This is a genomic window from Flavobacterium sp. F52 (assembly GCF_000278705.1).
In the GTDB taxonomy this organism is placed as follows: domain Bacteria; phylum Bacteroidota; class Bacteroidia; order Flavobacteriales; family Flavobacteriaceae; genus Flavobacterium; species Flavobacterium anhuiense.
Genome location: NZ_AKZQ01000026.1, coordinates 275,361 through 290,868, shown reverse-complemented (window position 1 = coordinate 290,868; position 15,508 = coordinate 275,361). Strand labels below are relative to the sequence as shown.

Annotated in this window: 16 protein-coding genes and 2 tRNA genes; 6 read left to right on the top strand and 12 right to left on the bottom strand. The window is 31.3% G+C overall.

Annotated elements, in window-relative coordinates:
- Positions 1-3: 3 nt before the first annotated feature.
- The 7 genes from FF52_RS12795 to FF52_RS12775 form a co-directional block, all read right to left on the bottom strand.
- Positions 4-1,140: an HlyD family secretion protein gene (locus tag FF52_RS12795; protein WP_008466041.1), complete on the bottom strand. Its 1,137-nt coding sequence runs from the start codon at positions 1,138-1,140 to the stop codon at positions 4-6.
- A 314-nt stretch (positions 1,141-1,454) separates the two neighbouring features.
- Entirely contained in the window at positions 1,455-1,616 is a 162-nt protein-coding gene (locus tag FF52_RS23430) for a class IIb bacteriocin, lactobin A/cerein 7B family (protein WP_083847507.1), read from the bottom strand.
- Between the two features lie 23 nt (positions 1,617-1,639).
- Positions 1,640-1,789 (bottom strand): class IIb bacteriocin, lactobin A/cerein 7B family, encoded by a 150-nt coding sequence (locus FF52_RS23765; protein WP_192811812.1) that lies wholly within the window; start codon positions 1,787-1,789, stop codon positions 1,640-1,642.
- A gap of 371 nt (positions 1,790-2,160) precedes the next feature.
- Complete coding sequence (locus FF52_RS23190) at positions 2,161-2,733, bottom strand: DUF3267 domain-containing protein (RefSeq protein ID WP_008466039.1); 573 nt, start codon at positions 2,731-2,733, stop codon at positions 2,161-2,163.
- 33 nt (positions 2,734-2,766) lie between these two features.
- Positions 2,767-3,243, bottom strand: coding sequence for a hypothetical protein (locus FF52_RS12785; protein ID WP_008466037.1), 477 nt, complete (start codon positions 3,241-3,243; stop codon positions 2,767-2,769).
- Between the two features lie 63 nt (positions 3,244-3,306).
- Positions 3,307-3,522: a hypothetical protein gene (locus tag FF52_RS23760; RefSeq protein WP_008466035.1), complete on the bottom strand. Its 216-nt coding sequence runs from the start codon at positions 3,520-3,522 to the stop codon at positions 3,307-3,309.
- 67 nt (positions 3,523-3,589) lie between these two features.
- A complete protein-coding gene (locus FF52_RS12775; RefSeq protein WP_008466032.1) occupies positions 3,590-3,874 on the bottom strand; it encodes a hypothetical protein in 285 nt (94 codons plus the stop codon).
- Between the two features lie 372 nt (positions 3,875-4,246).
- Between FF52_RS12775 and rseP the strand changes: the two genes are divergently transcribed.
- From rseP to FF52_RS12760, 3 genes are all read left to right on the top strand, one after another.
- A complete protein-coding gene (gene rseP, locus FF52_RS12770) occupies positions 4,247-5,590 on the top strand; it encodes an RIP metalloprotease RseP (protein WP_008466030.1) in 1,344 nt (447 codons plus the stop codon).
- Positions 5,591-5,673: 83 nt separating this feature from the next.
- Positions 5,674-5,747 (top strand) — tRNA-Asn (locus FF52_RS12765).
- Positions 5,748-5,786: 39 nt separating this feature from the next.
- Positions 5,787-5,860, top strand: a tRNA-Asn gene (locus FF52_RS12760).
- A 508-nt stretch (positions 5,861-6,368) separates the two neighbouring features.
- Here the strand turns inward: FF52_RS12760 and FF52_RS23185 are convergent.
- Together FF52_RS23185 and FF52_RS12750 are read right to left on the bottom strand one after the other, a co-directional pair.
- On the bottom strand, positions 6,369-7,049 hold the full coding sequence (locus tag FF52_RS23185; RefSeq protein ID WP_008466028.1) for a hypothetical protein: 681 nt from the start codon (positions 7,047-7,049) through the stop codon (positions 6,369-6,371).
- 118 nt (positions 7,050-7,167) lie between these two features.
- Positions 7,168-7,446 carry a hypothetical protein gene (locus tag FF52_RS12750; RefSeq protein WP_008466027.1) on the bottom strand — a complete coding sequence of 93 codons (279 nt, stop codon included), beginning with the start codon at positions 7,444-7,446 and terminating at the stop codon, positions 7,168-7,170.
- 175 nt (positions 7,447-7,621) lie between these two features.
- Between FF52_RS12750 and FF52_RS12745 the strand changes: the two genes are divergently transcribed.
- The 3 genes from FF52_RS12745 (at position 7,622) to FF52_RS12735 (ending at position 11,553) form a co-directional block, all read left to right on the top strand.
- Positions 7,622-8,029: a helix-turn-helix domain-containing protein gene (locus FF52_RS12745; protein ID WP_008466026.1), complete on the top strand. Its 408-nt coding sequence runs from the start codon at positions 7,622-7,624 to the stop codon at positions 8,027-8,029.
- Positions 8,030-8,266: 237 nt separating this feature from the next.
- The gene (locus FF52_RS12740; protein ID WP_008466025.1) at positions 8,267-9,175 is read left to right on the top strand and encodes a Hachiman antiphage defense system protein HamA; all 909 of its coding nucleotides are present in this window, start codon (positions 8,267-8,269) and stop codon (positions 9,173-9,175) included.
- Entirely contained in the window at positions 9,145-11,553 is a 2,409-nt protein-coding gene (locus FF52_RS12735) for a helicase-related protein (protein ID WP_008466024.1), read from the top strand. Before FF52_RS12740 ends, FF52_RS12735 begins: the two co-directional genes overlap by 31 nt.
- A 70-nt stretch (positions 11,554-11,623) precedes the next feature.
- On the opposite strand, the gene FF52_RS12730 is transcribed toward FF52_RS12735, so the two are convergent.
- From FF52_RS12730 to FF52_RS12720, 3 genes are all read right to left on the bottom strand, one after another.
- Complete coding sequence (locus tag FF52_RS12730; protein ID WP_008466022.1) at positions 11,624-12,820, bottom strand: aminopeptidase C; 1,197 nt, start codon at positions 12,818-12,820, stop codon at positions 11,624-11,626.
- A 214-nt stretch (positions 12,821-13,034) separates the two neighbouring features.
- Positions 13,035-14,195, bottom strand: a complete 1,161-nt coding sequence (locus tag FF52_RS12725; RefSeq protein ID WP_008466020.1) for a BamA/TamA family outer membrane protein — start codon at positions 14,193-14,195, stop codon at positions 13,035-13,037.
- An 87-nt stretch (positions 14,196-14,282) separates the two neighbouring features.
- Positions 14,283-15,458 (bottom strand): helix-turn-helix domain-containing protein, encoded by a 1,176-nt coding sequence (locus tag FF52_RS12720; protein WP_008466018.1) that lies wholly within the window; start codon positions 15,456-15,458, stop codon positions 14,283-14,285.
- Between the last annotated feature and the right edge of the window lie 50 nt (positions 15,459-15,508).

Sequence of the window (15,508 nt, the reverse complement as noted above, 5' to 3'; positions counted from 1 at the left end):
ATTTTAAGCTGATAGTTGTTTTGGGTTTAGCCAATTGTCTATTTTGTCAAATAGCAAATCGAATAAACTTCGGCGTGTAATTATATATCTCGTAGTTAAGGTCATTCCTTTTGAAACATCGGTTTTGTAGCCTGATTTTAGATGTAAAGTATTAGAATTTAAGGAACAGCGTACCTTAAAAAAAGCCTGTTCTCCCTGTATTGTTATATTATGGTCAATATCAATCACTTTCCCTTCCAACAAACCCCATTGATTATAATTAAAAGCATCTAACTGGAATTTTACTTTTTGATTTTTCTTAATTAAACCAATATCATTTGGAGAAACATTATTCTCAACAATAAGATGATCTGGAGAAGAAATTGTTGCAATAGATTGCGATGCATTTACAAAAGAACCTTTTTGAATCCCTGAAAAGTTTTCTATAGTTCCCGAAATAGGAGCCAATACGAAATAATTATTGGCCTCAACGTTTATTTTAGCAACAGTTCCGTTAAGATTTTTCAATCGTTCTTCTAAATCTCTTTTCTGATTTTCCCAAGCTGCTTTTTGTTGGCTTACAAAACTTTGCAAGGCTTGTTTGTTTAACCGTAATTCGTATTCAAGTTTTTCAAAATCTGCCTTAGCAATAATATCTTTATCAAAAAGAATTTTATTGCGGTCATAATTATTTTGCGCTTGCGAAATTTTGCTTTGCAGTTCGTTCTTTCCTGATTGAAATTTAAATAAATCTTCTCGTGCTGTAGAAGTAAGCAAATTTTTTGTTTGATTGTGCAGTAAATTATTAATATCGCTTAGTAATAAAGAAACAGAACTTGATAATATATCTTGAGTTCTTTTGTCACTTTCCAGATTTTCTTTTGAGATTTTTATTAATGTATCTCCTTTTTTTACAAAAGCATTATTTTTTAAAGCTATCCAATTAACCCTTCCGCTAACAATTGTTGCAACTGGAACATTATCTGTTTTACTGCGAACTATTCCTCTACTTTGACTGCTAATGTCTACTTTAATTACTGGCAACAATAACAGCAAAGTGATGATAGCCAAAAGAATTATCAGATAAATGGAGAAACTCCTTGTTTTGTTTTTTGCAATAAGATTTTCAAGTGTGTTTATTGGATCTGAACTGAAATTCATATTCAAGGTAAAAAGAATATTCTCTTCATTTAAATAAAGAGAATTATAAAATTATTGACATTGACAAAGTATTATCTTACTAGAAGTTATTGTTTTTTAAACAAGAAAAACAAGTTTTCATTAGGCATAGAAATTTCTTATGTAAAGAATCTCTCCTCAAATCAAATGTTTGAAGAGAGATTTTCAAGTTAAAATTAAAACAATGTCTTACTTAAATAACCTAAAATGTATAATGCAAAAGATATGAATATACCTATTCTTACAATTTTTAAAACTCTAGATGATTCCATAAAACTTGTTTTTAAATTAATTATTTAGTGTGTTGCGTAATACAATGCTTCTCCGCAAGCACGTCCTGCACCGTAAATAGAGGCTGCGATCGCTATACCACCAAGAACAGCTGGCAACCATCCTCCTTCTACTTCTTGAATCTCATCTTGAGTTAATTCAATAACTGCATAATCTCTCGTTTCCATATGTATGTATATTAACTTATTAATTAATGAGCACTAGCTTCTGCTGATTTATAGCCATTATATACGCCAATTGCAAAAATATGAGCAGCAATAAACAATATTCCAAAGCCCCCTTCGATCTCTTTCGATTCCTGAACATCAAGTTCTTCTAAATTCAATTCTTCTAAATTCATAATTTTAAAATTTAAATAGTTAAATAATAAATTCAACAAAATTCATTTTCTCGAGAAGTATTTTGTTATAGCAAACTTATCAGACTTCCGTCCAATAAACTTGGACGGAAGTTAGAACCGCCGAAAATTTCTCTAGATTATTTAAATTTAGCAAGTTCTAAATCATAAAAAATGAAATCAAATTTATTTTTATGTCACCTATTGTTATTATGGTACGAGTAAGAAATCCTTCCTTCTCATTCAATAATAAAAAAGCCCATAATAGGGAAATGAAGAAAATGACTTTCAAAATATTTAATAGAATCTTCTTATTTACTTTTTTGTATTTCTCTTTCGTTTTTTCGAACTGTCAGCTTCTTCCTTACTTCATTCTAATCTATAATCATAAAACCAACTTTGCTCTTATGATCTAATAATTTATGATTTAAACCCACTTTAAATATTAAATAAGCATAGATAAAATCTCCGACTGCACCTAAAGTCATCGAAAAGCCAATAAATAAGAAAGTCAAATTATTATAAAGAAATCCATAAATTGAAGGCAATAAGCCAAGAATAAAAAATGGTGCAAGTGCAACAACTAACATTTTCTTGGATTCTAACGGTTCCGTACAATTTGCAAAAGGCATTAAATATTTCTTAATGAAACCAAATTTTACCGATTGCCATCCTTCTTTTGAAAAAAGTGCCATAAAAATTCCATGTATAATTTCATGCACAATTATGCCTACGCAAATAATTAAATTGGGAACCAATAAAATTAAAAGCACATTTAGTTTTTTATTAACAAAAAGCTGTAATGTTTGCTTTACTGCTTTCAAACTATCTGCAAAACCTTGATTCCATGTAAAATACAAAACAAATAGAAAAAACAAAACAATCGGAACACTTATTAGCATTCCTAAAACTTGCACTTTTTTAGAATCAATAAATACTTCTTTCATTACGAATACGAGTAAGGAAATTAAATCAAGTTTTTATATCTTCTTCGCATAGCTGAACTTGTTAAAATTCTGAGGCAATTCATTCGTAATCTCCAATTTATTTGAAGTTATAGTTGGTTTTATTTTAATAGCTTTTGTTTTACTATCAATTTCAACCTTATGATCGCTTCGCATGTTAACCATATCTAAATGCTGCACTTTAAAATTATAATTTCCTTCTTTCAAATCTAAAATAACATATTCGTTTGCTTTTAATTGTCCTAACGATTTATCATTAATCCAGATGTTCAATCTAGCTGTATTGTCTATTTTATGTGAAACATCAGATCCATTATAAATCAAAACTTTTCCATTTCCAAGTTTATCTAATTCAACATTTTCAAAACCATTCTTAACAGAAGTATATTCTGAGGGAATTGCTTTTAAAGCACACGATGATACTAAAAGAATTATAACAGAAAGCGCAATCAGTTTTATTACTCTTGTATTTGATTTCATTGTAATTGACATTAATGTTTATTTTTTAGATTAAAAAGAGCCTTGATTTAATCAAGACTCTCTAATTAAATTTTATTAAAACATAAAACCACCTGTTAATACATCTTCTCTATAATAAGCTGTACCACCATTGCCTCCTGGTCCATTAACTTTTTTACTATTGTTATTAGAAATTAGGCCAACCCCAATAATTAATGCGCCGAGCGCGATAAAGGTAAAAAGCTCTCCCCCTGTTACTTCCTTTATTTCCTGAGCATTAAGCTCTACTAAATTTAAGTTTTCTAATTCCATGATGATAAACTTTAAAAATTTTAATTAATAAATTTTAACAAAAATCATTTTCTCGAGAAACAATTTGTTATAGCAAACTTATCAGAGTTCCGTCCAATAAACTTGGACGGAAGTTAGAACCGCCAAAAATTTCTTTAGATTCATCATCTTTTATTGTTTTTAGCGAAAAATTCAATATCAATTCAAAAGGAGTTTCATAATAAAAAGTCTCTCTTTTTTTACAATACTTTACTGGAGCATCAAGTTCTTTTATGAGTTCTAGCTCGTTATAAAACTGGCTTCGGCTCAGACATAACCTTTTGGCAAATGTTAGAGGAGAACCTATTTTTTCTCCAGAAATTAGTTTGTGCATTTTTTTTATTCTTTCAATTTGTCTAATAAAATTCATAGTCTCACTGTAAAAAATTAATAAAACAAAAAAGTCTTTAAGAAATTCAAAATAGTTTTGTTAACTATTTAAGAATAATCTTTTAAGCTTAAAATGAAATTAGAATTGAAATTTTAAAAACACCTCCCCAATAAGTTTTAAAAATATCAGAATAGGACATTTTGTAACATTTTCATGCAATGAAGTACTAATACAATAAGTGAGATTTACTTTTTTGTTTAATAAAAACTAATATAATTATTAACAAACATTTAAAATCTTAAACACTATCTTGCATACTTATATTAAAATAGAAAACGCTACTTTTGTGCGTTAAATACGAATTAAAAACAAAAAATGGATATAGTTATCAAACTCTCTCAATTTCTATTGAGTTTATCTTTACTTATTATTCTTCATGAATTAGGGCATTTTATCCCTGCTAAATTGTTTAAAACTAGAGTCGAAAAATTTTATTTGTTTTTTGATGTTAAATATTCACTTTTCAAAAAGAAAATCGGAGAAACAGAATATGGTATCGGATGGCTGCCGCTGGGTGGTTATGTGAAAATTTCTGGAATGATTGACGAAAGTATGGACAAGGAGCAAATGGCTCTGCCTCCTCAGCCTTGGGAATTTCGTACTAAACCGGCTTGGCAACGTTTAATTATTATGCTTGGCGGTGTTACCGTAAACTTTATCTTGGCTTTTATTATCTATATCGGAATGGCATTTGCTTACGGAGATACTTATATTGCAAATGCTGACTTAAAAGATGGTGTTGCAATTGAAAATCCTGCTATGCTTAAAGCTGGTTTTAAAACGGGTGATAAAATTATTTCTATAGATGGTAAAGCTGTAGAGAATTTTGACAGCGACATGAATATGAATGTCATCATGGCAAAACACGTTTTGATTGAAAGAAACGGAAAACAGCAAACTATTACAATGCCGACCGATTTTGTGGATCAGCTTTCTAAAACAGAAAAAGGAATGCTAATCGATATCCGCAGACCTTTTGCTATCGGAAAAGTTGGAGAAGAATCGCCAAACCAAAATTTGAAAGCAAAAGATTTGATTCTTTCTCTTAACGGACAAAAAGTTAAATATTTTGATGAAGCAAAAGCAATCTTAGCAGCTAATAAAGGAAAATCAATTTCTGCAGTTGTTTTACGCGATTTAAAAGAAACACCTCTTACTGTGAAAGTTTCTCCAGAAGGAACTTTAGGTGTTTTTGCTGGTGGTTTAGACATGAAATCATTGGAGAAATTAGGATACTATAAAATAAGCACTAAAGAATATGGTTTCTTCGAATCTATTCCGATTGGTCTTGAAAAAGGAAAAGATCAATTAGTAGGTTACGGAAAACAATTGAAAATGATTTTTAACCCAGAAACTAAAGCTTACAAACAAGTGGGTGGTTTTGCGGCTATTTACAACATTTTCCCTAGTTCTTGGAGCTGGGAAGTTTTCTGGTCAATCACAGCTTTATTATCAATTATGCTTGGCGTTATGAATTTATTGCCAATTCCGGCTCTTGATGGTGGACACGTAATGTTTTTATTGTATGAAATTATTAGCGGCAAAAAACCAAGCGACAAATTCCTAGAGAATGCGCAAATGGTTGGTTTTGTTTTACTTATTTCACTGCTACTATTTGCTAATGGTAACGACATTTACAAGGCCATTGTAGGCAAGTAAAAAAAAGTCAAAAAAAGAGTGGAAATGTTTTTGAGAAACTAAAAATAGTTTTATATTTGCACTCGCTAAAAAGAGCAACACTTTCCTCCTTAGCTCAGTTGGTTAGAGCATCTGACTGTTAATCAGAGGGTCCTTGGTTCGAGCCCAAGAGGGGGAGCAACTTTTTTTAGCAAACATATTAACCTTTTAAGGTGATTCCTCCTTAGCTCAGTTGGTTAGAGCATCTGACTGTTAATCAGAGGGTCCTTGGTTCGAGCCCAAGAGGGGGAGCAAAAAAAGACTATCAGAAATGATGGTCTTTTTTTTTGTTCAAATTCCAAAGTTTTAAAATTCCAAATTCCAATATTAGGATTGTTTATTTAACCGCAAAGGGCGCAAGGCTTTTACGCAAAGTGCGCGAAGGTTTTTTTTCGAGATCTTAATAATAGGAATCTATAAAGGAGATCGCAAAGGTTACCAATCTTTGTCGATATGCGAGTGTGATCCTTCGTTCCTCAGGATGACAAACTGTAGATAAAACAAAAAATTCGCAAAGTCTTATACAAAGCTTTGCGAACTTAATCTTTAGATTTATCTCAAAATAACCTTAGCGAACTTTGCGTAAACCTTAGCGCCCTTTGCGGTAAAAAAACTTCACACAAAAAAAGCTCGCAGAGCTTTATAAACAAAGCTTTGCGAACTTAATCTTTAGATTTATCTCAAAATAAAAATAACCTTAGCGAACTTTGCGTAAAATCTTTGCGAACTTTGCGGTTAAAAAAACACACAAAGAAAAACCCTATTTCATACTCAAAGTTTCACTCTTAAATCTTTTCATCAAAGCATTTGCTTTTTCATTTTCATTTATTGCTTTTAAGGACTGAGCATATCTATAATAATAAATAACATCCAAATCTTTGGCTTGGTCAAATAATTGGGTGTAATAGCCCGCTGCTGCGGTTAGATTGCCTTCAAAATAAAAACGGTCGGCTACTTTTTTAAGCATATCGACAGATTTATACCCTTTATCAATCACTTTTTCGTAAGTGTCGACCATATTAACGGTTATATATTTTGAAGTTGAAGGCGCAGGAGCTGTAACTTCAACCTTAACAGGCGGTACAGAAGTATTCGCACTTGCAACAAGCGTTTTGGTTTCTATTGTATTTGGAGCAACTTTAGGTTTTCTTTTTACGTAATTCGGAATTACGGTTCTTGTATTATTCGGACCAAGATCGTAAGTATCGACCATGTCCAATTTTGAAACTTGGTAGGTAATAATTCTACCTCCAAAAAGTTTGTTTATTCTTTCTTCTACATAATACGATTGAATTACCATATCATCTGTAGGGAGACTATCCGTCAATAATGTCGTTTTTCCTGGTGCCGAAGAAGCAGAGGCACTGTTTGTGCTCTGAGCAAAACAGCCGAGAGAAAATACGAACGCAAGTGTACATAAAACTGCTTCATACTTTTTCATGATTTTTGAATAAAATTAATGCTCCTATTAAAAAACTCAGACTAAAGATACTGATTTTCTTTTAGTTAGCTTTTATTCTGACCATGAATTACTTAGAAAGCCGATGAAGTACTTCTTTTTACACCTTTATCATTTTAACGCAGGCTTTTTGCACTTCTTCGTCTGAAAATGGCTCTAGCGCTTTTGCCAGCATTTTACTGGTTCTAATGCAGCTTAGCATTTTAATTCGTAAGGAACGGCTGTCTCCTGATTCTGTTTCTAGAAGATGCTCAAAAATCTCGGTTAAGTATTCTGGATGATTTTTATATTCTCCGTCGAAACCAATATCTGATACCAATCTAGCTATCGATTCTATTATTTGGTTCTCATTGGCATTGCTTTCGTTTTCTGTTTTCATGGCGTTTATTTATAATTTTGGTTATGAATAATTATTGTGAGAAAAATTGTATTTTTATCTCCGCTAAATAAACAATAGAATACATTCTAACAAAACATCTGGTTTGGTAATTCACCAAAAAAGATAGTCTTTCACCAATATCTTAATTTTTAAGGATTTTTAATATCTTTGATGTATGAGCACAGCAACAAAACCAAAACATATCGGAAGAAACATAAGCCGCATTCGTGAGCTTAGAGGAATGAAACAAGAAGCACTTGCCATTGCTATTGGCATGAGCCAACAGACGATTTCTAATATTGAAGGAAGCGAAACCGTTGATGATGAAAAACTAAACGCCATTGCAGAAGCTTTGGGTGTTTCGTCTGAAGCGATTAAGAATTTTTCTGATGAAGCCGTTTTAAATGTTATTGGGAATACTTACCATGTTGATAATTCTTCGGCAATAAATTACGTGTGTACATTTAATCCTTTGGATAAATTAATACAGGCTCATGAGGAACAAATAAAACTTTATGAGCGTTTGGTTCAGGCTGAAAAGGATAAAGTGGAGTATTTCGAGAGATTGATGAAGGGGAAGTAATTTCTGGTTTTAAAAATATATAAAAAGAGGCGCATTAATTGCACCTCTTTTTTTGTTTTATGGAAATCCGTAAAATAATAAAAAACAAACACTTTATCTTTATCAATAATTAAGACTAATAGATGCTATGCTCTTTGTATATAATTCCTGGGCATAAAACAGGTGTTTATACTGTATGGAATAATATTTAAAATTCCTTATTTACAAGCAAATTTTTCGACTCTTAAAATATGCAAAATGAAAGACAGTCTAAAAAAGCTAATAGACAAGACACTTATATTAGAGTATAAATTATCCCATTCTACTTTGGGCATAGATAAAACTTGTATAACTCATAAAGATTTGAATGATGATTGTTATAAAAATGTTGATGCTGAAGATTTAAATAGGATTATTTATGAAAGTATCTTGTATTATGCATATGATGAATTTCAATTACTGGACGGAGATCATCAAAAAATGTTTATCAAAGCATTTAATACTAAATTTAAATACAATTATACTGCAACTGATTTAGCAAAAAGAAGATTAGGTATTTACGGTGAGGCATTATTATGTACTGTACTTCATCACTTTTACAATACAAACACTTTAGTTTCTAGAGGATATTTCTATGACATACAAAAAAAATCAGAAGTAACTGGATATGATTCTTTCCATTTAATTCAAAAAGGCAATGAAATTGAGCTTTGGTTTGGAGAAACCAAATTTTATGAAGATTGTGAAGACGCGATCGATAGTGTTTTTAAAAACATAGAAAAGGCAATTTCAGATGATTATTTAGTTAATACGAACTTTACAACAATTCTTCAAAAAAAAGGTAATATTACAGATAAGAGCTCAAAACTTTATAAAATACTTGATCACTGGGAAAAATGCATAATTGATTCATTAGCAGACGAGTTAATCAAAAATGAAATAAAATTAGTATACCCTATTCTTGTAACGTTTAACAAAATTAATAACGATTATAATGAAACGATTAAGACCGCAATTAAGCATATTAATGATAATTATAATCATATAAAATTTGATCAAATAACTATCGAACACTCAATATTTTTTATTCTGATTCCAATTGATGACGTAAAATCATCTAAAGAAACAATTATAAAATGGATAGACAAGAAAGAACCCTTAATGTAGTAAAAGCATTAAATTCATACAATAGCGGTAACTTACCAATGCACAAACTATTAGATGAAGTTTGTGACTTTTTTGATTTCATTAAAGATGAAGAACTTGACGATTCAGATAAAAGATTCTTAATTTATTTGTCTAATAAAGTTGGAGTTCCTCAATACTATGATGTTTTAGATAAATTTAACTCTAGTTATACTTCTTCGATTGAGGATGAAAACATTGGCTTGAGTACTTTTTCATCATTATTTTATGAATCCTCATTATTCACCGATGAAGATTCAAAGCTACACAAATTTCAAATGGATATTCTTAATTTATTTGAAACTCAAAAGCAAAACAGATATTTTCTATCGGCATCAACATCGTTTGGAAAAACGCATTTAGTTTACGAAGTAATAAAGAAAATGAAATATAGAAACATTGTATTAATATTTCCAAGTATTGCATTACTGTCAGAAAATCTATCGAAAATTAAAGAAGGTAAAATTGCTTTCCCTATTGATTATAAAATCCATACATTAAGCGATATAGATACCGATTATGGATTAAATAATATTTTCATTTTTACTCCAGAGAGATTCTTATCCTTTTTAGACAAAAATAATACATCTTTATTAATAGACTTTATTTTCGTTGATGAAGTTTATAAAATTGATAATGGATATGTCATTGATGATGAAGCGAAAGAAAATGAACGTGATGTTGCCTATAGAATGGCAATATTTTATGGACTATCACAATATACAAATGTAGATTTATTACTTGCGGGACCATACATTGAAATATTTGAAAAAAAATCACCTGGATACAACCCTTCATTTGATTTATTCTTAAATGACTTCAAAATAACCAAACTTTTAAGAAATGAATATGAAATTGTCAAGGTTAGTAAAACAGAAATTGAAAATGTAAAAGCAGAAATAAATATTGATGGTGTAAATTTTAATTTTACAAAAAAGAAGACTAAAAGAGCAAGAATGCAGGAAATCTTGGATCGAATTCTATTAGAAGATGAAAACGCAATAGTTTATTGTAATACCCAAGCCAATGCTGAAAAAGTAGCAAATGAATATGAAAGGTCTAATATAGACACAGATTTCTTTCAGGCATTTATTGATCATTTAAAAAATAAATATGACAACAGGTGGGTTGTAATTGAATCCTTAGAAAAAGGAATTGCAGTACACCATGGTGTTGTGCCAAAGTATATTCAAAAAGAAATCGTGAACTTGTTTAACACAAAAGAGTCAAATGTAAATATACTAACTTCCACAACTACAATAACTGAAGGTGTAAATACCACTGCTAAAAATATGATTGTTTACAAAAGTGAAAAAGGAGCTGGCACTAATGGAAAGCCCTTATTAACCTTTGATGCAAAAAATATTGCTGGAAGAGCTGGACGATTTATGGAACATTTTAAAGGGCGTGTAATTTCTCTAGAAGAAGAGTTTCTTAATGTAATAAATGAAGTTGGGAACCAAATTGAGCATAAGAATTATCAATTATTAAATGAAAGAAAAGAAATTGATGATGAGATGACTCCTATTGAATATCTAAATGAAACAAGTAAACAAAGACTTGCAGAAATTAAAACTTTACAAGAAGACAGAGAGATTCCAGAGGAAATACTATCGCAATTTAAAGTAATTAGCAAAAGAGATAAAATAAAAATATATGACGCTATTAATAATCTAAATGCTGAATCTCATAAAAGAATAAATACTTTGATTCATGATTTAAATTCTGGGCCATTTTTAGTATTAAATCAAATTGGCTTTCAAGAAATATTAGATATTATAAAAGAACTTACTATTGAAAATAATAATTTATATTTTTTAATTGAACGAAAATACAATACTAAGAAAGGAGAGACATTCTCAGTACTTATTGCATCTCTGGTTAGTTACATCTATAATGGATATGAAGGCGTTTACAATTACAACTTTAATAGGCTCATGGATAATATTAATAAGAGAGCTGAAGATGCTATTAAAAAAAATAAATTATTTGACATTGAAAAGGAAACTAGGAATGCAGTCAATTCCGCTATGAGAATTACATCAACTTTAGTTTTTAATACATTTAAATATCAATTAGTAAAATACATTGGAGTTTTTAATCTAATGTACAAATTTTATATTTCTAAACATCAAAATAAAGATTTTGCAGATGTAATTGGTATTGATAAGTTACTCGTTAAACTTGAATATAATGCATTTACTCCCGAGGCAAGAACTGCTAGTGATTATGGTGTCCCACAAAATATTATAAACTATTATGACTCAAATAACGAATCTGAAAGAAGAAGATTATTAGATAGTTTTGATAATTATGAAAAACAAATATACCAAAGGATAAAAAAAATAATTGAAGAATAATTTTATTCAACAAAAAAGCGCCACAATTTCATTGTAGCGCTTTTCAATTTTCTTAAAACCCTCAGGATAATTAAACCCCTAATTTCTTAGCAATTTCAGCAGGAATTCCTCCTTTGTTTACTAGAAGTGCAGTAGTTTTATATTTTACGAAGTTCTTAGTTACAAACAAGAAACCTTTGTAGTCGTTTGTTTCTCCCCAAGAATTTTTTACAATATAGTATTCTTTACCCGTTTGATCTTTTGCAAGACCAATAATGTGCATTCCGTGGTCGTCTGTTGTAGTGTAGTTATCAAACGCTGCCTGACGCATTTCTGGAGTAATTTCTGGTTCTGCTTTTGGTCCGTTAAACATGTCTGCTTTTTCTTCAGCCGTCATATCGTCGAATTTTTTAGTAGACACGTAAGCTACACCGTTTTTCCAGCTAAAGCTTTTCTCGCTAACATCTGTTGCCCAAGCTACAGTATATCCTTTTTTAAGTGCATTGTCGATAACGTCTGTCATATCGTTCAATTTTACGTTGTAAACTTGATCCAATGACCAGTTGTCTGGCACCATCATAGTTGTTTTTTGGTAGTAAGGCGCATTTGTAAAAGATGACATTTCTACGTAATCATCTGGGTTAATTCCTACTACTTCTTTAGCAAAAGATTGTGGCGTATAGTTTTTTCCTTTGTATGTAAAGTTATCTGGCACTTTTCCTAAGTAAGAATCAATAACAGCAGAATATGCTTTTTGCCAGTTTGGAGTCAATTCTCCGTTCGGGTTTTTCACCACTGCTGCCAAAACACCTTCGATAAGAGCGCTCATTTCGGCAAATTTGTTTTTGTCTGTTCCGTAGTTTAATCCTGTGTAAACTTCTCTTGGCACAGTTCCGTATTTTTTGTACATATTAATTACATCGTGAAGAGCTCCTCCATCTCCAAGCGTAATGGCTCCGTGCATACGAACATAGTTAATACCTTTTTCTACATACACGTTTCTTGCAGAATAAATTTGAGAAAGCTCAACAGGCTGTTTTCCTAAACGAATCATTTCTGACTCTAAGAATGAGTTTGTTGAGTAGCTCCAGCAAGTTCCAGATGATCCTTGAGATTTTACCGATGTTGTTCCTAGGTTAATTACTTCTGTAAATTTGAAGTTCTCTTTACTTTTGTCGCTAGCATTTAGTTTAAGTGAATTTACTAAAATGTCTTGCGCAAAACAGCCTGCAGTTCCAGCCAAAAATATTGAAGCGGCAAACACTGATTTGAATGAAAATGTATTCATAAGTTATGTTTAAGATTTACTAAAATTAGTCTCAAATGTTTCCAATTTGTTACAAAACAATTAAATATTATACAATTTGTGTAATGTTTAGTTGTTAATATTTTCTTAATGGGCCTGATTATTAAGATATTTAACACAAAAAACCTCGATACAGGAGCATCGAGGTTTTTTATTTTACAAACAACTTCTTACAAGTTTTTTTCTGTTTTTGTACTTATCGCATCCAGTTGCTTCCAAAAACGATATAGTAAGCCCATTCTTCTGGCCCTTTGGCAACGTCTACTCCCATACGGAGTTTAAATTTTCTGGCTATGAGATATCTAAAGCCTGTTCCGTAGCTGTACACAACGGGTTTTGCAAAAGCATCGTCCCAATCGTTAAAAGCGCTTGCGAGACCGCCGTAGCCCATAAGACTCCATCTTCGGTACAAATCCCATCGAAATTCTAACTCGCTCACAATACTGGTGTTTCCCATGTATCTTGCTGCGGGAATTCCTCGCATATTGATTCCTGGTTTTAAATAAAAAGGCGGACTTCCCAACGCCTGCTCCCCTTCAATCCTTAGTCCGCCAATTAAGGTTTTCGCCAACGGATAATATCCAATTGCCGATAAATTGATACGCCATGCCTGATAATCGCTCCCCAATGCTTTATCAGACCAGAAAAAATCGGTTTGGATTCTTATTCCTTTATCTGGCGTAAATATGTTGTCACGTCCGTCAAACTGAAGCGCGGCTCCAAGCTGACTTATGGTGCTCTTAATATCTTTTGGGTCAACAAATGGCGGCGGAAGATTAAAATCGGGCAGGTTTATCTTAGAATTTAAAAATAAGTACTGCGGTCCTGCGCTCCATTTTGCATTATTAAATTGTTTGAGCCATTGCGTATAAAAAATGGTCGATTTAAAATTGAGTTTAAATTCTTCGTCATTATGATTCGGCAAATTATTGGCATAAAATGATAAATTCATATCGCCGTAAGCTGCAAAAGCGCGATATAATATTTTTGGCTTTACCAATGTTGCCGAACGAAAAGCTCCTGCCAGCCAGCTTTTATTGGCCGTATACATTCCGATTCCTCCCGTAATGTCTGGATTTATAAATCGTTTTTTACCGTTTTCATCCACAACAGGAGCTCGTTTTTTCAGGAAAACTGGCGCAACAGCACCTCCAAATCCTCCAACGGCAGGTTCTGTAATAATGGTGGGCACGACTATAAATCCGTTGGCATAAATTAGAAAGTCGCTCAAATCGAAAGCGCCGTCTAAAGAATCTTTCATAACGGTATGATGCTTCTGTGCATTTAAAACATTAAACGATACTACTATCCAAAGTAAAAACAGGACTTTTTTGTGTATTGTTTTTTTGTTTTCCATAGAATGTTATCGTTTATATTCAAACTCACCTCATTAAAAAAAATAGAAACTACCGCTAGTATTAAACTCATGTATTCCGAAGTACGACTATTTAAAGTAATACGCGTTTGTATGCTCCGGATTTATTCGAATGGTTTTAAAGTATTCTGAAGGAGATTTTCCGGTGTGTTTTATAAATGCCCTAAAACAAGTAGTTCGAGATTTAAAACCAGAACCCCAAGCCATGCCTTCTAAAGACAAATCTTTCCATTCTGGATCGTTTATTTTGTCTTTAAAATACTCTATCCTTTTGAGGTTAACGTAATCCTGAAAGTGAAGCCCAAATTCAGAATTAATCAAATTGGATAAGTGGTGTACAGATATTCCGGTTTCATCTGACAAATCTCTGATTACGAAATCTTTTTTTAAGAATAGATGCTGAGAGTTCAAAACGTGATCTAGCTTTAAAAGATATTCTTCTCTTTTTTCGAGCGTCAGTTCATTTGTTATCGGAATTGCATTTTTGGTTTCTTTTGTTTTTACCTCTATTGTATTATCAACAACAAAATCGAAGGTTTCTTCTTGATCATGAAAAATATGAGGTCTGAAATAAAGCCAGCCGACCGTAAAAAACAATACAGAGGAAATAAGCACATAACAAGAAAGGTCTGTTGCATCTATTTTTCTTAATAGGAAGTGATGAACAAAAAGCGCCGAAAATAAAAACAGAATCATGAGATTATATACTCTAATCCAGTTAATTACTTTAATTTGATGAAATTGGTTTCCTCTAAATTTTTTCAGATCATAGTTTAAAATCAACATGGTTTGAAAAAAGACATAGAAAAGCCAAATCGTCAGGGTTAAAACAGAAAATGGATTTTTGATTAATTCTGCAATATAATCGACCGCTTTTATATTGGTATGGCTTCCAACATAAACAATTAGCGTTAAAAAGAAATAGATCACAAAAGGCATAAAATGCAGCCAATCGTATTTTCTAAAACTTTTATTTAATGATAAAATGTTTCTAACATATAAAAAAGAGCATGGAGCGGTTAAAAATATAAACGCTTTTGTGATAGTAAATAGATCTGGGAAATTTTTAAATAAGTTGGCTGACAGATAAAAATTGTAGATACTTACTACCGCCAAACTCAATAAAAACATTCCTAAAAAGAAACTTTTTGAATAGTTTTTTTTGGAAAACAAAACCATAATTGAAGTTGCCAAACCTGCAATTGTGGCAATAAAAAAGAAAAGTAAGAGTAATATATCGATCATTTTTTTAAGTTTAATTGGTGTGGTATTATTTTTTCTTAAAATCTTAAAAA